Here is a 19,642-nt window from a genome sequence, read left to right on the forward strand (position 1 = left end):
ACGAGATCTTTTGATTTAGGTGTTGTCACAGTGGTCGTCATTCTATACAAAAAGCCCAGAAACAAGGTTCTGGGCTTTGGTGGGATAGATTGCGGTTAAAGAATAAAGCGGCTTAGATCTTCATCTTCAATTGTGTCGCCTAGGCGCGCTTTCACGTAAGCGGAATCAATAACGAATTTAGCGCCAGATTGCTCCGCTGCGTCGTAAGAGATTTCATCCATCAAGCGTTCCATTACGGTGTGTAAGCGACGAGCACCGATGTTTTCTGTGCTTTCGTTGACCGTCCATGCCGCTTCCGCGATTTGCGTGATGCCGTCTTCTGTGAATTCGATGTCCACATCTTCCGTTTTCATCAACGCAACGTACTGCTCTGTTAGAGAGGCTTTTGGTTCTGTCAGAATGCGTTTGAAGTCGTTGCTGCCTAGTGCTTCTAGCTCAACACGAATTGGTAGACGGCCTTGCAATTCTGGGATCAAGTCAGATGGTTTTGCCACTTGGAATGCACCAGATGCAACAAACAGAATATGGTCTGTTTTTACCATGCCGTGCTTGGTTGATACCGTGCTGCCTTCAATCAATGGAAGTAGGTCGCGCTGAACACCTTCGCGTGAAACGTCTGGGCCTGAGCTCTCGCCGCGTTTACAGATCTTGTCGATCTCATCGATAAATACGATGCCGTTGTTTTCAACGTTGAAAATCGCTGCTTCTTTCAGCTCTTCTTGGTTAACCAGTTTCGCCGCTTCTTCTTCCGCTAACGCTTTCATTGCGTCTTTGATTTTCAGCTTACGTTTTTTCTTAGTGTCGCCTGCCAGGTTTTGGAACATGCCTTGCAGCTGGTTAGTCATCTCTTCCATACCAGGAGGCGCCATGATCTCTACGCCCATTTGTGGTGCGGCTACGTCGATTTCAATTTCTTTATCGTCTAGTTGGCCTTCACGCAGTTTCTTACGGAAGATCTGGCGAGTGTGAGAAGACTCTTCCGTTTGCTCTGCTTGACCCCAGCTATCACGTGCTGGTGGCAGTAGCGCATCAAGAATGCGTTCTTCCGCTTGCTCTTCTGCGCGGAATTTCACTTTCTCCATCGCTTGTTGATGCGTCATTTTCACAGCGACATCGGTTAGGTCACGGATGATGGTTTCAACTTCTTTACCAACGTAACCCACTTCGGTGAATTTTGTCGCTTCAACTTTGATGAAAGGGGCATTTGCCAGTTTTGCGAGGCGTCGTGCGATTTCAGTCTTACCAACACCAGTAGGGCCAATCATCAAGATGTTTTTTGGCGTCACTTCGGCACGCAAGCTTTCTTCAAGCTGCATGCGGCGCCAGCGGTTACGAAGTGCAATCGCAACCGAACGCTTGGCTTTTTCTTGACCGATAATGTGGCGGTTCAATTCATGAACGATTTCGCGAGGCGTCATTTCAGACATATTCTTTCCTTACTTCGTTACGATTACGCGGTTGGTTTTTCAGGCTCTACTGTTGAGTCTAGCTCTTCTACCGTGTGGTGATGGTTAGTGAAGACACAAATATCACCCGCGATATTGAGAGCTTTTTCCGCGATCTCACGAGCATCTAGATCTGTGTTTTCTAGTAGGGCGGTTGCGGCAGCTTGTGCGTAAGCACCACCAGAGCCAATCGCAATCAGGTCGTGTTCTGGCTGTACGACATCACCATTACCGGTAATGATTAACGATGCGGTTTCGTCGGCAACGGCAAGTAAGGCTTCGAGCTTGCGCAAAGCACGATCGCTACGCCAGTCTTTGGCTAGCTCAACTGCCGCTTTGGTTAGGTGACCTTGGTGCATTTGCAGTTTGCTTTCGAAGCGCTCAAAAAGGGTGAAGGCATCCGCAGTACCGCCGGCAAAGCCCGCTAGTACTTGGTTGTTGTATAGGCGGCGAACTTTGCGCGCATTACCTTTCATTACGGTATTGCCTAGAGATACTTGGCCATCACCCGCGATGACGACTTTATTATTTCGACGTACAGATACAATGGTAGTCACAGTCGACCTCTTGATTATTTCTCTTTGGATTTAATTCAGTATATGGGGGAGGAGAAATGGGGATTCAAGGGGGCAAAAAGAAAGGCCCTAGGATCTTAGCTCCTAGGGCCTGAGTTTAAAGATTTTCTTTCCAAATCGCACACGGCTCGATTTTCGCGCGTTGCAGTTTATGACGGTCACGTTCTGCATCACGTTTGAACTTATACGGACCTAGCACCACGCGATACCATGAACTGCCTTCTTTCTTACGAATCTTGCTCGACATCCCTTGGAACGCGATTGCAAGCTTGCGCTCTTCGGCTTGTGCCTGAGTTTTGTACGCGCCACACTGCATGATGTAAGGAATTTTAGAAACTTCAATTTCTTTGGCCACAACTTCAACTTCACGTTTCGGTAGTGACTCAACATATTCCCATTTTTCTTCTGGTGGTGGCGGCAAGTCTTTTTTCGGCTTTGGTTTGCTTACAGTGGTTGTTGGCTGCTTCACAACTGGTTGTTTAGGTTCTGGGTCGCTACTCAAAAGGTAAAGACCATAGCCAAAACCGCCCACGAGCAAGATAGCGAGCAGGCCACTGCGCCAAGGTTTTTTTCTTCTCGGCGGCTGTTTTTTTGTCGACTTTTTTGGGGCGCCTCGCCCCCGTCTTACATAATCTCTATTTGCCACGGTTATTTCTGGTCATCAAGGATTCTTGCAAATATGTTAATCCAGAACGAGTTGAGAAAACACCCTATTGATAGAATCTTGATAGCTAAAGCGCGACAACGCCCGAGTGTAGGAGTGTGTTTCCGTTCTCGCTTACATTTATTCAGGGATACACAAAAAGCAGGAGGGGTAAATAAAAAAGCGGCGCCTTAGCACCGCTTTGGGGATGAATACCTAATCTTTAGGTTAAGGGCGCTGTGGTGGCGCTGCACTTCCACGAATGACGAGATTAGTTTCAAGCAGACGCGAGCCTGAATGCACGTCGTGGCCTTTTAACATCTCGAGCATCATTAGCATCGCTTGTCGACCAATCTCATAGCGAGGTTGAGAGATGGTGGTCAACGGTGGATCGCAGTACTGAGCGAAGTTAATGTCATCAAAGCCCACAACAGAGAGATCTTGCGGTACTCGTAAGCCAAGCTTTTTCGCTTCTTGAATTGCGCCGATGGCCATTGTGTCACAGTGACAGAAAATAGCCGTTGGTGGTTCTGGCAATTCGAGCAGTTTACGAACGGCTTTTGCTCCGCCATCAAAAGAGAACTCAGTAATGACACTATATTGTGGATCTTTATTGATGCCGGCACGGCGCAGGGCTTGTTGGTAGCCTTGCTGGCGGAACTGACACAATATTGCTGTGTCTGGTCCAGAGATTTGAGCAATGCGTTTATGACCTAATTGAGTCAGGTAATTCACCGCTTCAAATGCTGAGGTCAGGTTATCAATATGTACTGTCGGAAGCTCGAGCTCTGGCGCAAATTCACACGCCATTACCATCGGAGGTAAGTTCTTTTGCTCTGGCTTACTGACATCGAATGGTAGATCTGTACCAAGCAGTAGCATTCCATCTGCCTGCTTAGTAAATACGAGGTTAACGAAAGAGCTTTCGCGTTTCTTCTGTTGTCCGCTATCACCCAACAGGACTAGATAGCCATGTTCCATGGCTGCATCTTCAATACCGCGAATAATTTCAGAAAAATAAGGATCACAGATGTCGGGAACGATAGTAACAATGGTTTTTGATTCGTTTCTACGTAAGTTACGTGCTAATGAGTTTGGAGAATAACCCGCTTCAAGTACGGCATCTTCTACTCTCTTTCTTGTAGAAGAAGAGACTTTCTCTGGATTCATTAAGGCTCGAGATACCGTAGCCGTAGACACTCCCGCAAGCTGGGCAACATCCTTCATTGTCGCCATAGTTTTTAACCTCTCATTTATTTTTTGCCAAGATGACGTTATTCCGGTTTGAAATCAGAGTAATCAAACCGAGTTAGAGCTGTGTTTGCTCTTCGCTCAGTTCGTGTTAACGAGTGGGAAAATGGATTCTTCACCGCGATATCAATTTGTGGGAATAGTCATTGTTTTAATCTAAGCCTGTGCAAACAAGTCACTTTAGACTTTTCTAATTTGGATAGTCTATTCATTTCTAAAGTGAAAGTTACGGTCTGTTTAACAAAAATTGTAATCTTGGTGTGATTCTGGTCACATTAAATGGTAATTCATTACATAGTTAAACGTTTGCTAGCTGAGATCTTGTGGTTCTATGTCTAAATTCCAGCGCACTTTCTTAGCATTTGGCAACAACTCAATAGCAGGTTTGGCACTGGTTAATAACTTTTGCATCAATGAACGATGCTGAGTTTGCAGTAATAGTTGCCAACGGTATTTACCAGCCCGCTTGGCCAAAGGTGAAGGAGTAGGGCCTAACACCATGCAGGAATCATCGAACAGAGGGTGTGACTCTAACGTAAAGCGAACCTGACGCAGGAAGTCTTCAACTACCTCACTTTGGTTCGCCTCTGCTTTAAACAGAGTCAAGAAACTATAAGGCGGAAGCTGAGCCAGTTTGCGTTCTTCCAGAGCAGTCATAGCAAAGTGGCGATAGTCTTTTTGAAGTAGGGCCTGCAGCAAGCTGTGCTCAGGATGGTGGGTTTGTAGGATAACCTCGCCAGGTTTACTTGCGCGGCCGGCACGACCTGCGACTTGAATAAACAACTGCGCTAGTCGCTCGGAAGCGCGGAAGTCACTACTATAGAGAGAGCCATCAACATCCAAAAGAGCAACGAGCGTTACATTTGGAAAATGGTGCCCCTTAGCCAGCATTTGGGTGCCAATCAGAATTTGATGTTCACCTTTACGAATCGATTCAAGGGCATCTTCCAAACTACCTTTGCGGCGTGTGCTGTCTCTGTCGATGCGAATGGCGTTGTATTCTGGAAATAACTGAGCCAATTGTTGTTCGAGTTGTTCCGTTCCTACGCCGACGGTAACCAGTTGAGTTGAACCACACCCCTGACACTGATGAATTACCGGTTGTTGTGAGCCGCAGTGATGGCAGCGTATTTCGTTGCTGTAATGGTGGAACGTGTAGTACGCATCACAGCGTTTACATTCTGCAATCCAACCGCATTCATGGCACATCAAAGCGGGCGAAAAGCCTCGGCGGTTAAGAAACAACATTACTTGATTGCCAGCTTTTAAATGCTTGCGCATCTCGGCAATCAGTTGGGCAGATAAGCCACTTTCTAAATACTGACCTTTTACATCTAACACTTTATTAGTGGTTGGCACGGCAGAGCCAGCTCGTTGGGTTAGTGTTAAATGGTGATATTTGCCTGACAAGGCATTGTGCAATGTCTCCAGTGCAGGTGTGGCTGAGCCCAGAACAATCGGAACTTGTTCTTTATGAGCGCGCATTACAGCAACATCGCGTGCATGATAACGCAAGCTATCTTGCTGTTTGTAAGAGGTGTCATGTTCCTCGTCCACAATGATAATCCCGAGATCAGCAAAAGGCGCGAGTAGGGCAGAGCGTGTGCCGATAATGATTCCGGCCGCTTTGTCGCGTGCAGAAAGCCACGCATTCAGACGCTCCGTCTCGTTTAACCCGGAGTGGATGACGTCAACTGGCACATTAAAACGGCGTTTAAAGCGGTTGATGGTTTGGGGCGTTAAGCCAATCTCTGGTACTAAAACCAAGGCTTGTTTCCCTTGCTCTAAAACTGGCTTGATAAGGTTGAGGTACACTTCTGTCTTACCTGAGCCCGTGACGCCTTCTAATAAATAGGAGGCAAAACCTGTTTGGCTATTTACACTCGCAATAGCCAGCGCTTGTTCGTGGTTGAGCTTTGGCTTTTCGACGTCGCATTCAACGTGCTGTCCCCACTGGGTGATTACAGGCTTCTTCTCGATACGTTCAATCCAGCCTTTCTCTTCTAAAGACTTTAGTACTGTTGAGGCTATCTCTTGGTCGACAAATTCCTGGTGAGGCAAAGCGCCGTTAACCAACATTTGCAAGACCTTCTGTTGTTTGACCGCTCGACGATCAAGCCCTTGCATCAGCTTGTCTTTACCGGATTCGGTAATTTGCCACTCTTGTAGCGTCGCAAAATCTGCAGGCTTTCCTTTACGTAGAGCTGCTGGCATCGCATTGTGTAGCGTATCTCCAAGTGGGTATTGGTAGAACTGGCTGCACCAAGTCAGCAACGAATAAAGCTTTTCAGACCATATCGGCTGAGAATCAAGAACTGCTTTGATTGGCTTGAGTTGATCTTTGGGAAAGTCCGAGTGATTAACCATCGCGGTGACGATGCCAACTAACGTTTGGCGTCCAAAAGGTACGGAAACACGTCCACCAATGATCGGAAACAGGTGCCCCGGAATGGCGTAATCAAATTGTTTGTCGAGCGGAACGGGTAATGCCACTCTAGCAATGGTTGGACGCATAAATTCTTAGCTATTAAAAAAGAGGGAAAGGAAATGAGAGTCTATTAAAATCGGTATGGAAATTCGAGTAAAGCAATGCGATTCAGCGTGAATCGTGCCTCTATGATTAGTCTGGCTAAAAAAGTGGCGAAAAAGTTGCCAAATGTGTTGATCCGAGCAATGTGATTCTTTACTATATCGCGCCTTGAGATATGGCTTCGGCAATTAGTTGATGCGGTATCCCATTTTATTATTAATTGCGTGTGGTGTGCGGCTTAGATTCGTATAGCGACACGGCCTACTATTGAGGTTATCCCATGAAAGCTGGTATCCACCCAGAATACAAAGCAGTAAAAGCGACTTGTTCTTGCGGCAACTCTTTTGAGTTCAACTCTACTCTAGGTAAAGAGTCTATCCACCTAGACGTATGTGACAAGTGTCACCCATTCTACACTGGTAAGCAACGTATCGTTGATACAGGCGGCCGTGTTGATCGCTTCAACAAGCGTTTCGGTGCACTATCAAGCGGTAAGAAATAATAGCAGCCGCTATTACGATTACAGTTTAGAAAAGGACGCTTCGGCGTCCTTTTTGTTTTAATGGCTACCAAGCGAAGAGGAACGTATAGGGTTTGGAATATTCCCGATTATTTTTCACTCAGCGCTTGCAACCTAAAGTGTGATCTGTATAATGCAGCGCACTGGTTAAGCCAGTTGTGAACCAATGAGCAGTGAGGAGCGAGCAAATCTAAGGATTTGCGAGGTAATGTATACTCAGCTTATGTTCGCGGTTAATACAATTAGCTATCTTTTCTTCGGAAAAACTATCCTCAAAGGTGACTTTGGTATATAGGGATAGTTAATCGAAAATTAACTGACAATGCGTCCTAATCTTGGATGCTACGGTTTCACATAAATCAATCGGCATTCTCTCGTCTTGACGAGTTTGAGTGGCGATATTGTTTGTGTAATTTATTAAATTTGGAGCTCTGTCTCATGCAGAACCAACGTATCCGTATCCGCCTAAAAGCTTTCGATTACAAACTAATCGATGCTTCTACAGCGGAAATCGTTGAAACAGCTAAGCGCACTGGCGCACAGGTTCGTGGTCCAATCCCACTGCCAACTCGTAAAGAGCGTTTCACAGTTCTTATCTCTCCACACGTTAACAAGAAAGCACGTGACCAGTACGAAATCCGTACTCACAAGCGTCTAATCGACATCGTTGAGCCAACAGACAAGACTGTTGATGCTCTAATGCGTCTAGACCTTGCTGCGGGCGTTGACGTTCAAATTAGCCTAGGTTAAGGGAGATTAGAAGTATGATTGGTCTAATCGGTCGTAAAGTGGGCATGACCCGCGTATTTACTGAAGAAGGCGTTTCTATCCCAGTAACAGTTGTTGAGGTTGAAGCTAACCGTGTTTCTCAAGTGAAAACTCTTGAAACTGACGGCTACGCAGCAATCCAGGTTACAGCTGGTTCTAAGAAAGCTAACCGTGTAAACAAAGCTGAAGCAGGTCACTTTGCTAAAGCTGGCGTTGAAGCTGGTCGCGGTCTTTGGGAATTCCGTTTAGAAAACGGCGAAGAGTTCGAAGTTGGTTCAGAACTAACTGTTGAACTATTCAACGAAACTAAGAAAGTAGACGTTACTGGTACATCTAAGGGTAAAGGTTTCCAAGGCGCTGTTAAGCGTTGGAACTTCCGTACTCAAGATATGACTCACGGTAACTCATTGTCTCACCGTGCTCCTGGTTCTATCGGTCAATGTCAGACTCCAGGTCGCGTATTTAAAGGCAAGAAAATGGCAGGTCACATGGGTGCTGAGCGTGTAACGACTCAAAACCTAGAGATCGTACGTGTTGACGCTGAGCGCAACCTGCTTCTTATTAAAGGTGCAGTCCCAGGCGCAACTGGCGGCAACGTGATCGTTAAACCAGCTGTTAAAGCATAACGTCTCAGGAGTAAGTAATGGAACTAATGGTTAAAGGTGCCGATGCACTAACTGTTTCCGAAACTACTTTCGGACGTGAGTTTAACGAAGCTCTTGTACACCAAGTAGTTGTTGCGTACGCAGCAGGTGCTCGTCAAGGTACTCGTGCTCAAAAAACACGTTCAGAAGTTTCTGGCGGTGGCGCTAAGCCATGGCGTCAAAAAGGTACTGGCCGTGCGCGTGCTGGTACAATCCGTAGCCCAATCTGGCGTACAGGTGGTGTTACTTTTGCTGCGAAACCACAAGATCACAGCCAAAAAGTAAACAAAAAAATGTACCGTGGTGCTATGAAGAGCATTCTTTCTGAGCTTGTTCGTCAAGAGCGTCTAATCGTTGTTGATAACTTCTCAGTTGAAGCACCAAAGACTAAAGAGCTAGTTGCTAAGCTTAAAGAGCTTGAGCTAACTGACGCTCTAATCGTGACTAGCGAAGTAGATGAGAATCTATTCCTAGCTGCTCGTAACCTATACAAAGTTGACGCACGTGATGTTGCTGGTATCGATCCAGTATCTCTAATCGCGTTTGACAAAGTTGTAATGACTGCAGAAGCAGTTAAGCAAGTAGAGGAAATGCTAGCATGATCACTGAAGAGCGTATCCTAAAAGTTCTACGTGCACCGCACATCTCTGAAAAAGCAACTATGGCAGCTGAGAAAGCGAACACTATCGTTTTCAAAGTAGCTAAAGATGCGACTAAAAAAGAGATCAAAGCAGCTGTAGAAAAGCTATTTGAAGTTGAAGTTAAGTCTGTAAATACTCTTATCACTAAGGGTAAGACCAAACGTCAAGGTCTACGCCAAGGTCGCCGCAGCGACGTTAAGAAAGCGTACGTTACTTTGAAAGAAGGTCAAGATCTTGACTTCGTTGGCGGCGCGGAATAACAGGAGTAGTTAAAAATGGCTATTGTTAAATGTAAGCCGACTTCCCCTGGTCGTCGTCACGTTGTTAAAGTTGTTAACGCTGACCTACACAAGGGCAAGCCATACGCACCTCTTCTAGAGAAAAACTCTAAGAACGGTGGTCGTAACAACAAGGGTCGTATCACAGTACGTCACATCGGCGGTGGTCACAAGCACCACTACCGTGTAGTTGACTTCAAACGTACTAAAGATGGTATTCCAGCGACAGTTGAGCGTCTTGAATACGATCCAAACCGTAGCGCAAACATTGCTCTAGTTCTTTACAAAGACGGTGAGCGTCGCTACATCCTAGCACCTAAAGGTGTTGTAGCTGGTGATGTTATTCAGTCTGGTGTTGATGCACCAATCAAAGCTGGTAACACTCTACCAATGCGTAATATCCCAGTAGGTTCAACAGTACATAACGTTGAACTTAAGCCTGGTAAAGGTGGTCAGCTAGCTCGTTCGGCTGGTGCTTACGCTCAAATCGTTGCTCGCGACGGTGCGTACGTAACTATCCGTCTACGTTCTGGCGAGATGCGCAAAGTTCTTTCTGAAGGCCGTGCAACAATCGGTGAAGTTGGTAACTCTGAGCACATGCTACGTGAACTTGGTAAAGCAGGTGCATCACGTCATCGCGGTATCCGTCCAACGGTTCGTGGTGTTGTAATGAACCCGATTGACCACCCACATGGTGGTGGTGAAGGCCGTACTTCTGGTGGTCGTCACCCAGTATCTCCTTGGGGTATGCCTACTAAAGGCTTCAAGACTCGTAAGAACAAACGCACTGACAAGTACATCGTACGTCGTCGTAACAAGTAATCTATATAAAGAGGAATCGCCATGCCACGTTCTCTCAAGAAAGGTCCTTTTATTGACCTACACTTGCTGAAGAAGGTAGAGAAAGCGGTGGAAAGCGGAGACAAAAAGCCTATTAAGACTTGGTCCCGTCGTTCAATGATCATCCCTACGATGATCGGTTTGACCATCGCTGTCCATAATGGTCGTCAGCACGTACCAGTATTTGTAACTGATGAAATGATCGGTCACAAACTGGGTGAATTCGCACCAACACGCACTTACCGCGGTCACGCTGCGGATAAGAAAGCTAAGAAGCGCTAAGGAGTAGATAATGGAAGCAATTGCTAAACATAACTTTGCTCGCATTTCGCCTCAGAAAGCTCGCTTAGTTGCGGATCTAATCCGTGGTAAATCTGTTGACCAAGCTCTAGAAATCCTAACGTTCAGCAACAAAAAAGCTGCTGCACTAGTTAAGAAAGTTCTAGAGTCTGCTATCGCTAACGCGGAGCACAACGAAGGTGCAGATATTGACGATCTGAATGTCGCAAAAATCTTTGTAGATGAAGGCCCAACCATGAAGCGTATTATGCCTCGTGCTAAAGGTCGTGCGGATCGTATCTTGAAGCGTTCAAGCCACATCACTGTTGTTGTAGCAGATCGCTAGAGACTAGGAGAGTAAGCAATGGGTCAAAAAGTACATCCAAATGGTATTCGTCTAGGCATCGTTAAGCCTTGGAATGCTACATGGTTTGCTAACACCAAAGATTTCGCTGACAACCTAGACGGCGACTTCAAGGTACGTCAGTTCCTTACAAGTGAACTGAAAAAAGCGTCTCTATCACGTATCGTTATCGAGCGTCCTGCTAAGAGCATCCGTGTGACTATTCACACTGCTCGTCCAGGCGTTGTTATCGGTAAGAAAGGTGAAGACGTTGAGAAGCTACGCGCAGCTGTAGCTAAAATTGCAGGTGTACCAGCGCAAATTAACATCGCTGAAGTACGTAAGCCTGAACTAGATGCGCAACTTGTTGGTGACAGCATCGCGTCTCAGCTAGAGCGTCGTGTTATGTTCCGTCGTGCTATGAAGCGCGCAGTACAAAACGCAATGCGCCTAGGCGCTAAAGGTATCAAAGTGGAAGTAAGCGGTCGTCTAGGCGGCGCTGAAATCGCACGTTCAGAGTGGTACCGTGAAGGCCGTGTGCCTCTACACACTCTACGTGCTGACATTGATTACGCAACTTCTTCGGCTCACACTCAATACGGTGTGATCGGCATTAAAACTTGGATCTTCAAAGGTGAAATCCTAGGTGGTATGCCAGCAGCTAACGCTGTAGAGCCTAAAGGCGACAAGCCTAAGAAGCAGCGTAAAGGCCGTAAGTAAGGAGTCGACAGATGCTACAACCTAAACGTACTAAGTTCCGTAAGGTTCAGACTGGTCGTAACCGTGGTCTAGCTAAAGGTACTGATGTAAGCTTCGGCGAATTCGGTCTTAAAGCTGTTGGCCGTGGTCGTCTAACTGCTCGTCAAATCGAAGCGGCACGTCGTGCAATGACACGTCACGTTAAGCGTCAAGGTAAAATCTGGATCCGTGTGTTCCCAGACAAACCAATCACAGAAAAACCACTTGAAGTTCGTCAAGGTAAGGGTAAAGGTAACGTTGAGTACTGGGTAGCCCAAATCCAACCTGGTAAGGTTATGTACGAAATGGGTGGTGTACCTGAAGAATTGGCACGTGAAGCGTTCCGTCTTGCGGCACGTAAACTGCCTTTCAAAACTACATTTGTAACTAAGCAGGTGATGTGATGAAAGCACAAGATCTACGCGAGAAAAGCGTTGAAGAGCTTAACGCTGAGCTAATGAATTTGCTACGCGAACAGTTCAACTTGCGCATGCAAGCTGCGACTGGTCAACTACAGCAAACTCATACTCTGAAAGCTGTACGCCGTGATATCGCACGTGTGAAAACTGTTTTGACTGAGAAGGCAGGCGCATAATGAGCGAAGTAAAACGTACTCAACAAGGTCGTGTTGTTAGCGACAAGATGGACAAGTCTATCACTGTTGCTATCGAACGTTTCGTAAAACACCCAATCTACGGTAAATACGTAAAACGTACGACTAAAGTACACGCACATGACGAGAACAACGAGTGTGGCCTAGGCGACACAGTTGAAATCGCAGAGTGTCGTCCACTGTCTAAGACTAAGTCTTGGACTTTGGTAAAAGTTCTAGAAAAGGCGAAGATTTAATCTCGTTAATTCTATGAAACTAAAGCGGCTCCAAAATATTTTTGGAGCCGTTTATTTTTTGACTACCCAATCACAAAAAAGGGTGGTACAATTCGCGTCCCTTTTAAAGAGGCAGCCCGACCCGTGATGGGTCTAGTTATTAATATTTAGCGGAGCACTAACATGATCCAAATGCAAAGTATGCTGGACGCAGCTGATAACTCAGGCGCACGCAGCGTAATGTGTATTAAGGTTCTGGGTGGCTCTCACCGCCGTTATGCACATATCGGTGACGTCATCAAAGTTACTGTGAAGGAAGCAATCCCTCGCGGTAAAGTTAAAAAAGGTGATGTTCTGAAGGCGGTGGTAGTGCGCACCCGTAAAGGCGTACGTCGTCCTGACGGTTCTGTCATTCGCTTCGACCGAAATGCTTGCGTATTGCTAAACGACAATACTGAGCAACCAATCGGTACACGTATCTTTGGTCCTGTGACACGCGAACTTCGTGGCGATAAGTTCATGAAGATCGTTTCACTGGCTCCAGAAGTTCTGTAAGGAGCACGTAGAAATGGCAGCTAAAATCCGTCGTAATGACGAAGTAATCGTTCTTGCTGGTAAAGACAAAGGCAAGAAAGGTAAAGTAACTAAGGTTCTAGCAACTGGTAAAGTTATCGTTGAAGGTATCAACCTAGTTAAGAAACATCAGAAACCTGTTCCAGCTATGGGTATCCAAGGCGGTATCGTAGAGCAAGAAGCAGCTATCGACGTTTCTAACGTGGCTATCTTTAACGCAGCTACTGGTAAAGCTGACCGTATCGGTTTCCGTTTTGAAGACGGCAAAAAAGTTCGTTTCTTCAAGTCTAACGGCGAAACCGTTTCTAACTAATAGAAGTAATTTGGAGTTCTACTATGGCGAAACTGCATGATTACTACAAGTCGTCTGTAGTCGCTGAACTGACCAAACAGTTCGGTTACACAAGCGTCATGCAAGTCCCTAGAATCGAGAAAATCACCCTAAACATGGGTGTTGGTGAAGCAATCAACGATAAGAAACTGCTAGAAAATGCAGCGTCTGATATGGCAACGATCTCTGGTCAAAAGCCACTTATCACAAAAGCGCGCAAATCTGTTGCAGGTTTCAAAATCCGTGAAGGCTACCCTATCGGTTGTAAAGTAACCTTGCGTGGCGAACGTATGTGGGATTTTCTTGAGCGTTTAATTAACATCGCTCTTCCACGTGTACGTGACTTCCGTGGTGTTAGCGCTAAGTCTTTTGACGGTCGCGGTAACTACAGCATGGGCGTTCGCGAGCAAATCATCTTCCCGGAAATCGACTTTGATAAAGTTGATCGAGTACGCGGTCTAGACATCACTATTACGACGTCTGCTGGTACTGATGAGGAAGGCCGTGCTCTGCTGGCTGCCTTTAACTTCCCATTCCGTAAGTAAGGTGAAGGGTTACTGTTATGGCTAAAAATTCAATGAAAGCACGTGAAGCAAAACGTGCGAAGCTAGTAGCTAAGTTCGCTGAAAAGCGTGCAGCGCTAAAAGCTATCATCAGCGATGTAAACGCATCTGAAGAAGATCGTTGGAACGCGGTTCTTACACTGCAATCTCTTCCACGTGATTCAAGTGCATCACGTCAGCGCAACCGTTGCAACCAAACTGGTCGTCCACACGGTTACCTACGTAAGTTCGGTCTAAGCCGTATTAAGGTTCGTGAAGCTTGCATGAAAGGCGAGATTCCGGGTCTTCGTAAGGCTAGCTGGTAATTGCCACTTAATCATTTGGAGTAAATCATATGAGCATGCAAGATCCGATTTCGGATATGCTGACCCGTGTTCGTAACGGTCAGGCAGCAAACAAAGTTGCTGTAAAAATGCCTTCTTCAAAGCTTAAAGTTGCAATTGCTGCACTACTAAAAGCTGAAGGTTACATCGTTGACTTCGCTGTTGAAGGCGAAGCAAAACCTGAGCTAGAAGTTACACTTAAGTACTTCCAAGCTAAACCAGTAATCGAGCAACTTAAACGTGTTTCTCGTCCAGGTCTACGTGTTTACAAGAAGAAAGATGAACTTCCTTCTGTAATGGGTGGTCTTGGTATTGCTATCGTTTCTACTTCCAAGGGTCTTATGTCAGACCGCGCTGCACGTAAAGCAGGTCTTGGTGGTGAAATCATCGCTTACGTAGCTTAATAAGGAGTAGACTATGTCTCGTGTTGCAAAAGCACCTGTCGCTATTCCAGCTGGCGTAGAGGTGAAACTAAACGGCCAAGAAATCACTGTAAAAGGTGCGAAAGGCGAACTAACTCGCGTTCTTAACAACGCAGTTGTAATCGCTCAGGAAGAAAATAACCTGACTTTCGGTCCTAAAGAAGGTGTTGCTAACGCATGGGCTCAAGCAGGTACTGCTCGCGCTCTAGTTAACAACATGGTTGTTGGTGTTACTGAAGGCTTTACTAAGAAGCTAACTCTTAAAGGTGTAGGTTACCGTGCTGCTATCAAAGGCAACGCTGTAGGTCTAACACTAGGCTTCTCACACCCAGTTGAGCACGAGTTGCCAGCGGGTATTAAAGCTGAATGTCCAAGCCAAACTGAAATCGTGATCACTGGTGCTGACAAGCAACTAGTTGGTCAAGTTGCGGCTGACATTCGTTCTTACCGTGAGCCTGAGCCATACAAAGGCAAAGGTGTTCGTTACGCAGATGAAAATGTGCGTACTAAAGAAGCTAAGAAGAAGTAAGGTAACACTATGGATAAGAAAGCATCTCGCATCCGTCGTGCTACACGTGCACGTCGTAAGATTGCAGAACTGGGTGCGACTCGCCTAGTTGTACACCGTACTCCTCGTCACGTGTACGCACAGGTTATCGCGGCTAACGGCTCTGAGGTTATCGCAGCAGCTTCTACTGTAGAAAAAGCGATCCGTGAGCAAGTGAAATACACTGGTAACGTTGATGCAGCTAAAGCAGTGGGTAAAGCTATTGCTGAGCGCGCTCTAGAGAAGGGCGTAACTGCAGTTGCATTTGATCGTTCTGGTTTCCAATACCACGGTCGAGTAGCGGCGCTAGCAGAATCTGCTCGCGAAGCTGGTCTGAAATTCTAAGGTAGGGTTGGAAGATGGCTAAAGAACAACAAGTTCAAGCGAATGATTTGCAAGAAAAGCTAATCGCAGTTAACCGTGTTTCTAAAACGGTTAAAGGTGGTCGAATCATGAGCTTCACTGCACTAACAGTAGTTGGTGACGGTAACGGTCGTGTAGGTTTCGGTTACGGCAAAGCTCGTGAAGTACCTGCAGCGATTCAAAAAGCAATGGAAAAAGCGCGTCGTAACATGACTACGATCGCTCTAAACGAAGGCACTCTTCACCACCCAGTGAAAGGTCGCCATTCGGGCTCTAAAGTTTACATGCAGCCTGCTGCAGAAGGTACTGGTGTTATCGCAGGTGGTGCGATGCGTGCAGTACTAGAAGTTGCTGGTGTACACAACGTACTATCTAAAGCGTACGGTTCTACGAACCCTATCAACATCGTTCGTGCAACGATCGATGCACTAGGTAGCATGAAGTCACCAGAAATGGTTGCTGCTAAACGTGGTCTAACTGTTGAATCTATTTCGGAGTAAGAACACCATGGCAACTATTAAAGTAACTCAAACTAAAAGCTCAATTGGTCGTCTGCCAAAGCACAAAGCTACTTTGCGCGGTCTAGGTCTTCGTAAAATCAACCACACAGTAGAACTTGAAGATACTCCGTGTATTCGCGGTATGATCAACAAGGTTTACTACATGGTTAAAGTTGAGGAGTAATCAGAATGCGTTTGAATACTCTAGCACCGGCTGCTGGCGCGAAAACTTCTGCGAAGCGAGTAGGTCGTGGTATCGGTTCAGGCCTAGGTAAAACTGGTGGCCGTGGTCACAAAGGTCAAAAATCACGTTCTGGCGGCAGTGTTCGTCCAGGTTTCGAAGGCGGTCAGATGCCTCTGAAACAACGTCTACCAAAATTCGGTTTCACTTCTCGTAAGAGCCTAGTGTCTGCTGAAGTTCGTCTAGCTGAGCTAGCGAAAGTTTCTGGTGACGTAGTTGATCTAAACAGTCTTAAAGCTGCTAACATCATCACTAAGAACATCGAGTTTGTAAAAGTTGTTCTTTCTGGTGAAATCAACAAAGCAGTGACTGTTAAAGGTCTACGTGTGACTAAAGGCGCTAAAGCTGCAATCGAAGCTGCAGGCGGTAAAATCGAGGAATAATCTCGAGGAACGAGGTACAGATGGCTAAGAAACCAGGACAAGATTTTCGTAGTGCTCAGAGCGGCTTAAGTGAACTAAAGTCGCGCTTGTTATTCGTAATTGGTGCACTTTTAGTATTCCGAGCCGGCTCTTTTGTGCCGATTCCTGGTATTGACGCTGCTGTACTTGCCGATTTGTTCGAACAGCAAAAAGGTACCATCGTTGAAATGTTTAACATGTTCTCCGGTGGTGCTCTTGAGCGTGCATCTATATTAGCATTGGGCATCATGCCGTATATTTCGGCATCTATTGTTGTCCAATTGCTAACTGTAGTTCATCCAGCGTTAGCTGAACTCAAAAAAGAGGGTGAAGCAGGCCGTCGTAAGATAAGCCAATACACACGCTACGGCACGCTTGTACTTGCAACCTTCCAAGCTATAGGTATTGCAACTGGCCTACCAAACATGGTCGACAATCTGGTTGTTATCAACCAAACCATGTTTACGCTAATTGCTACCGTAAGTTTAGTAACCGGTACCATGTTCTTGATGTGGTTAGGTGAACAAATTACAGAGCGCGGAATTGGTAACGGTATTTCGATACTGATTTTTGCAGGTATTGTTGCTGGATTGCCTTCTGCAATCGGTCAAACAATCGAGCAAGCGCGTCAAGGTGAATTGCATGTACTTCTTCTGTTGCTAATCGCGGTATTAGCTTTTGCAGTAATTTACTTCGTTGTTTTCATGGAACGTGGTCAACGCCGAATCGTCGTTAACTATGCGAAACGTCAACAAGGTCGTAAAGTATTTGCTGCGCAAAGCTCGCATTTGCCTCTTAAAATTAACATGGCAGGTGTAATTCCAGCGATTTTTGCATCAAGTATTATCTTGTTCCCAGGAACATTGGCTCAGTGGTTTGGTCAAAACGGTGAGAGCAGCGCGTTCGGTTGGTTAACTGACGTGTCTTTGGCTCTTAGCCCAGGTCAACCGTTGTATGTAATGCTTTATGCAGCAGCAATTATCTTCTTCTGTTTCTTCTACACGGCGTTGGTTTTCAACCCGCGTGAAACAGCAGATAACTTGAAGAAGTCTGGTGCATTCGTACCCGGTATCCGCCCAGGTGAGCAGACAGCGAAATACATTGATAAAGTAATGACACGTTTAACCCTTGCTGGTGCACTGTACATTACCTTTATCTGTCTGATTCCCGAGTTCATGATGGTCGCGTGGAACGTACGTTTCTACTTCGGCGGTACATCGCTACTAATCGTAGTTGTTGTAATTATGGACTTTATGGCACAGGTACAGACTCATCTGATGTCTCAACAGTATGATTCTGTGTTGAAGAAAGCGAATCTGAAAGGCTACGGCCGTTAATCCGGCGGTAGACTCAGTTTCATTTACGGAGTTTAGCAATGAAAGTTCGTGCTTCCGTTAAAAAAATCTGCCGTAACTGTAAAGTAATCAAGCGTAACGGTGTCGTTCGCGTGATTTGCAGTGAGCCAAAGCACAAACAGCGCCAAGGCTAATTAGCAGAAATTTTTACTTGAAAATGAAGGTTGGGTCGAGTATATTCCTCGGCCTACCTTTTGCGTGCAAAAGAAGTAGTATTCCGCAGCGTATCCATAACGGGCTTTGCTGCGGCTAATTCTTTTATAGAAACACTTAGGAGTGAATAATGGCCCGTATAGCAGGCATTAACATTCCTGATCAGAAACATGCAGTAATCGCTCTAACAGCGATCTACGGCATCGGTAAAACTCGCTCTCAAGCTATCCTAGCTGAAGTGGGTATTGCTGAAAATGTTAAGATCAGTGAACTAACTGAAGAGCAGATCGATCAACTGCGTGATGGTGTAGCTAAGTACACTGTAGAAGGTGATCTACGTCGTGAAGTATCTATGAACATCAAGCGTCTTATGGACCTTGGCTGTTACCGTGGTCTTCGTCATCGTCGCAGTCTACCACTACGTGGACAGCGTACTAAAACCAACGCTCGCACCCGTAAGGGTCCGCGTAAGCCGATCAAGAAATAATCGGGAAGGTAGAGTACAATGGCTAAACAACCAACTCGCGCTCGTAAGCGCGTACGCAAGCAAGTTGCAGATGGCGTTGCGCACATCCATGCTTCTTTCAATAACACAATCGTAACCATTACTGACCGTCAAGGTAACGCTCTTGCATGGGCTACTGCAGGTGGTTCTGGTTTCCGTGGTTCTCGTAAGTCTACTCCGTTCGCTGCACAGGTTGCTGCTGAGCGTTGTGCTGAAATGGCTAAAGAATACGGCCTAAAGAACTTGGAAGTTATGGTTAAGGGTCCTGGTCCAGGTCGCGAATCTACTGTTCGTGCACTAAACGCCGCTGGTTTCCGCATCACAAACATCGTTGATGCTACACCAATCCCTCATAACGGTTGTCGTCCACCTAAGAAACGTCGCGTATAACGTTTCTAGGACAATTGGAGAAGAATCATGGCAAGATATTTGGGTCCTAAGCTGAAGCTTAGCCGTCGTGAAGGCACTGACTTATTCCTTAAGTCTGGTGTTCGCGCGATCGATACCAAGTGTAAAATTGATAACGCACCAGGTGTACACGGCGCTCGTCGCGGTCGTCTATCTGAGTATGGCGTTCAGCTTCGTGAGAAGCAAAAAGTACGTCGTATGTACGGCGTTCTAGAAAAACAATTCCGTAACTACTACAAAGAAGCTGCTCGCCTAAAAGGCAACACTGGTGAAAACCTACTTCAGCTTCTTGAAGGTCGTCTTGATAACGTAGTTTACCGCATGGGCTTTGGCGCAACTCGCGCAGAAGCACGTCAGCTAGTTAGCCACAAAGCTATCCTAGTAAACGGTAAAGTTGTAAACGTTCCTTCTTTCAAAGTAGCGGCTAATGACGTTGTTTCTATTCGCGAGAAAGCTAAACAGCAAGCTCGTATCAAAGCAGCTCTAGAAGTTGCTGAACAACGTGAAAAACCAACTTGGATTGAAGTAGATGGTGGCAAGATGGAAGGTACATTCAAGCGTATGCCTGAGCGTTCTGATCTATCAGCTGACATCAACGAACAATTGATCGTCGAGCTTTACTCTAAGTAAGGTT

Annotated in this window: 32 protein-coding genes; 27 read left to right on the forward strand and 5 right to left on the reverse strand. The window is 46.1% G+C overall.

The window, feature by feature from the left end:
- Positions 1 to 95: 95 nt before the first annotated feature.
- The 5 genes from hslU to priA all read right to left on the reverse strand — a co-directional run bounded on the left by hslU (position 96) and on the right by priA (position 6,428).
- Positions 96 to 1,427, reverse strand: coding sequence for an HslU--HslV peptidase ATPase subunit (gene hslU / locus R7Q48_RS16730; RefSeq protein WP_256903154.1), 1,332 nt, complete (start codon positions 1,425 to 1,427; stop codon positions 96 to 98).
- Positions 1,428 to 1,450: 23 nt separating this feature from the next.
- The gene (hslV, locus tag R7Q48_RS16735) at positions 1,451 to 2,002 is read right to left on the reverse strand and encodes an ATP-dependent protease subunit HslV (protein ID WP_005383176.1); all 552 of its coding nucleotides are present in this window, start codon (positions 2,000 to 2,002) and stop codon (positions 1,451 to 1,453) included.
- Between the two features lie 115 nt (positions 2,003 to 2,117).
- On the reverse strand, positions 2,118 to 2,666 hold the full coding sequence (ftsN, locus tag R7Q48_RS16740) for a cell division protein FtsN (protein WP_017820300.1): 549 nt from the start codon (positions 2,664 to 2,666) through the stop codon (positions 2,118 to 2,120).
- A gap of 225 nt (positions 2,667 to 2,891) precedes the next feature.
- On the reverse strand, positions 2,892 to 3,920 hold the full coding sequence (cytR, locus tag R7Q48_RS16745; protein WP_254901949.1) for a DNA-binding transcriptional regulator CytR: 1,029 nt from the start codon (positions 3,918 to 3,920) through the stop codon (positions 2,892 to 2,894).
- A 303-nt stretch (positions 3,921 to 4,223) separates the two neighbouring features.
- Positions 4,224 to 6,428: a primosomal protein N' gene (gene priA / locus R7Q48_RS16750; protein ID WP_053349704.1), complete on the reverse strand. Its 2,205-nt coding sequence runs from the start codon at positions 6,426 to 6,428 to the stop codon at positions 4,224 to 4,226.
- Between the two features lie 296 nt (positions 6,429 to 6,724).
- Here priA and rpmE point away from each other — a divergent pair, with 296 nt between their 5' ends.
- From rpmE to rpsD, 27 genes are all read left to right on the forward strand, one after another.
- Positions 6,725 to 6,946 carry a 50S ribosomal protein L31 gene (rpmE, locus tag R7Q48_RS16755; RefSeq protein WP_005379546.1) on the forward strand — a complete coding sequence of 74 codons (222 nt, stop codon included), beginning with the start codon at positions 6,725 to 6,727 and terminating at the stop codon, positions 6,944 to 6,946.
- A 456-nt stretch (positions 6,947 to 7,402) separates the two neighbouring features.
- Positions 7,403 to 7,714 (forward strand): 30S ribosomal protein S10, encoded by a 312-nt coding sequence (gene rpsJ, locus R7Q48_RS16760; RefSeq protein ID WP_004410492.1) that lies wholly within the window; start codon positions 7,403 to 7,405, stop codon positions 7,712 to 7,714.
- 14 nt (positions 7,715 to 7,728) lie between these two features.
- On the forward strand, positions 7,729 to 8,358 hold the full coding sequence (gene rplC, locus R7Q48_RS16765; RefSeq protein ID WP_005379555.1) for a 50S ribosomal protein L3: 630 nt from the start codon (positions 7,729 to 7,731) through the stop codon (positions 8,356 to 8,358).
- A gap of 17 nt (positions 8,359 to 8,375) precedes the next feature.
- A complete protein-coding gene (rplD, locus tag R7Q48_RS16770; protein WP_005379556.1) occupies positions 8,376 to 8,978 on the forward strand; it encodes a 50S ribosomal protein L4 in 603 nt (200 codons plus the stop codon).
- On the forward strand, positions 8,975 to 9,277 hold the full coding sequence (gene rplW / locus R7Q48_RS16775; protein WP_004398471.1) for a 50S ribosomal protein L23: 303 nt from the start codon (positions 8,975 to 8,977) through the stop codon (positions 9,275 to 9,277). Before rplD ends, rplW begins: the two co-directional genes overlap by 4 nt.
- Positions 9,278 to 9,292: 15 nt before the next feature.
- The gene (gene rplB / locus R7Q48_RS16780; RefSeq protein WP_005383168.1) at positions 9,293 to 10,117 is read left to right on the forward strand and encodes a 50S ribosomal protein L2; all 825 of its coding nucleotides are present in this window, start codon (positions 9,293 to 9,295) and stop codon (positions 10,115 to 10,117) included.
- 21 nt (positions 10,118 to 10,138) lie between these two features.
- Positions 10,139 to 10,417, forward strand: coding sequence for a 30S ribosomal protein S19 (rpsS, locus tag R7Q48_RS16785; RefSeq protein ID WP_004394525.1), 279 nt, complete (start codon positions 10,139 to 10,141; stop codon positions 10,415 to 10,417).
- Between the two features lie 10 nt (positions 10,418 to 10,427).
- Positions 10,428 to 10,760 carry a 50S ribosomal protein L22 gene (gene rplV / locus R7Q48_RS16790; RefSeq protein WP_005383164.1) on the forward strand — a complete coding sequence of 111 codons (333 nt, stop codon included), beginning with the start codon at positions 10,428 to 10,430 and terminating at the stop codon, positions 10,758 to 10,760.
- Between the two features lie 18 nt (positions 10,761 to 10,778).
- Positions 10,779 to 11,477 carry a 30S ribosomal protein S3 gene (gene rpsC / locus R7Q48_RS16795; protein WP_005383161.1) on the forward strand — a complete coding sequence of 233 codons (699 nt, stop codon included), beginning with the start codon at positions 10,779 to 10,781 and terminating at the stop codon, positions 11,475 to 11,477.
- Between the two features lie 11 nt (positions 11,478 to 11,488).
- Complete coding sequence (gene rplP / locus R7Q48_RS16800; protein ID WP_005379577.1) at positions 11,489 to 11,899, forward strand: 50S ribosomal protein L16; 411 nt, start codon at positions 11,489 to 11,491, stop codon at positions 11,897 to 11,899.
- Positions 11,899 to 12,090: a 50S ribosomal protein L29 gene (rpmC, locus tag R7Q48_RS16805; protein WP_005379576.1), complete on the forward strand. Its 192-nt coding sequence runs from the start codon at positions 11,899 to 11,901 to the stop codon at positions 12,088 to 12,090. Before rplP ends, rpmC begins: the two co-directional genes overlap by 1 nt.
- Positions 12,090 to 12,344 carry a 30S ribosomal protein S17 gene (gene rpsQ, locus R7Q48_RS16810; protein ID WP_005379575.1) on the forward strand — a complete coding sequence of 85 codons (255 nt, stop codon included), beginning with the start codon at positions 12,090 to 12,092 and terminating at the stop codon, positions 12,342 to 12,344. The genes rpmC and rpsQ overlap by 1 nt, the downstream gene beginning before the upstream one ends.
- 162 nt (positions 12,345 to 12,506) lie before the next feature.
- Entirely contained in the window at positions 12,507 to 12,878 is a 372-nt protein-coding gene (gene rplN / locus R7Q48_RS16815; RefSeq protein ID WP_004410450.1) for a 50S ribosomal protein L14, read from the forward strand.
- A 13-nt stretch (positions 12,879 to 12,891) separates the two neighbouring features.
- On the forward strand, positions 12,892 to 13,209 hold the full coding sequence (rplX, locus tag R7Q48_RS16820) for a 50S ribosomal protein L24 (protein ID WP_005379574.1): 318 nt from the start codon (positions 12,892 to 12,894) through the stop codon (positions 13,207 to 13,209).
- A 23-nt stretch (positions 13,210 to 13,232) separates the two neighbouring features.
- Positions 13,233 to 13,772, forward strand: coding sequence for a 50S ribosomal protein L5 (gene rplE / locus R7Q48_RS16825; protein ID WP_005379573.1), 540 nt, complete (start codon positions 13,233 to 13,235; stop codon positions 13,770 to 13,772).
- Positions 13,773 to 13,789: 17 nt separating this feature from the next.
- Positions 13,790 to 14,095 (forward strand): 30S ribosomal protein S14, encoded by a 306-nt coding sequence (gene rpsN, locus R7Q48_RS16830; protein WP_004410442.1) that lies wholly within the window; start codon positions 13,790 to 13,792, stop codon positions 14,093 to 14,095.
- 29 nt (positions 14,096 to 14,124) lie between these two features.
- Positions 14,125 to 14,517 (forward strand): 30S ribosomal protein S8, encoded by a 393-nt coding sequence (gene rpsH / locus R7Q48_RS16835; RefSeq protein WP_005379572.1) that lies wholly within the window; start codon positions 14,125 to 14,127, stop codon positions 14,515 to 14,517.
- A 13-nt stretch (positions 14,518 to 14,530) separates the two neighbouring features.
- Positions 14,531 to 15,064: a 50S ribosomal protein L6 gene (rplF, locus tag R7Q48_RS16840; RefSeq protein ID WP_005379570.1), complete on the forward strand. Its 534-nt coding sequence runs from the start codon at positions 14,531 to 14,533 to the stop codon at positions 15,062 to 15,064.
- A gap of 9 nt (positions 15,065 to 15,073) precedes the next feature.
- Complete coding sequence (rplR, locus tag R7Q48_RS16845) at positions 15,074 to 15,427, forward strand: 50S ribosomal protein L18 (RefSeq protein ID WP_005379568.1); 354 nt, start codon at positions 15,074 to 15,076, stop codon at positions 15,425 to 15,427.
- A gap of 14 nt (positions 15,428 to 15,441) precedes the next feature.
- Positions 15,442 to 15,945, forward strand: coding sequence for a 30S ribosomal protein S5 (rpsE, locus tag R7Q48_RS16850; protein ID WP_004745894.1), 504 nt, complete (start codon positions 15,442 to 15,444; stop codon positions 15,943 to 15,945).
- A gap of 7 nt (positions 15,946 to 15,952) precedes the next feature.
- The gene (rpmD, locus tag R7Q48_RS16855) at positions 15,953 to 16,129 is read left to right on the forward strand and encodes a 50S ribosomal protein L30 (protein ID WP_005379565.1); all 177 of its coding nucleotides are present in this window, start codon (positions 15,953 to 15,955) and stop codon (positions 16,127 to 16,129) included.
- A 5-nt stretch (positions 16,130 to 16,134) separates the two neighbouring features.
- Positions 16,135 to 16,569: a 50S ribosomal protein L15 gene (gene rplO / locus R7Q48_RS16860; RefSeq protein WP_005383155.1), complete on the forward strand. Its 435-nt coding sequence runs from the start codon at positions 16,135 to 16,137 to the stop codon at positions 16,567 to 16,569.
- 20 nt (positions 16,570 to 16,589) lie between these two features.
- Positions 16,590 to 17,924: a preprotein translocase subunit SecY gene (secY, locus tag R7Q48_RS16865; RefSeq protein WP_005379562.1), complete on the forward strand. Its 1,335-nt coding sequence runs from the start codon at positions 16,590 to 16,592 to the stop codon at positions 17,922 to 17,924.
- Between the two features lie 38 nt (positions 17,925 to 17,962).
- The gene (gene rpmJ / locus R7Q48_RS16870) at positions 17,963 to 18,076 is read left to right on the forward strand and encodes a 50S ribosomal protein L36 (protein WP_000868186.1); all 114 of its coding nucleotides are present in this window, start codon (positions 17,963 to 17,965) and stop codon (positions 18,074 to 18,076) included.
- A gap of 149 nt (positions 18,077 to 18,225) precedes the next feature.
- Positions 18,226 to 18,582 (forward strand): 30S ribosomal protein S13, encoded by a 357-nt coding sequence (rpsM, locus tag R7Q48_RS16875; protein WP_005383154.1) that lies wholly within the window; start codon positions 18,226 to 18,228, stop codon positions 18,580 to 18,582.
- 18 nt (positions 18,583 to 18,600) lie between these two features.
- Positions 18,601 to 18,990: a 30S ribosomal protein S11 gene (gene rpsK / locus R7Q48_RS16880; RefSeq protein ID WP_001118870.1), complete on the forward strand. Its 390-nt coding sequence runs from the start codon at positions 18,601 to 18,603 to the stop codon at positions 18,988 to 18,990.
- Positions 18,991 to 19,017: 27 nt separating this feature from the next.
- Complete coding sequence (rpsD, locus tag R7Q48_RS16885; protein ID WP_005383146.1) at positions 19,018 to 19,638, forward strand: 30S ribosomal protein S4; 621 nt, start codon at positions 19,018 to 19,020, stop codon at positions 19,636 to 19,638.
- Positions 19,639 to 19,642: the final 4 nt, after the last annotated feature.

The organism is Vibrio sp. 378 (assembly GCF_033339435.1).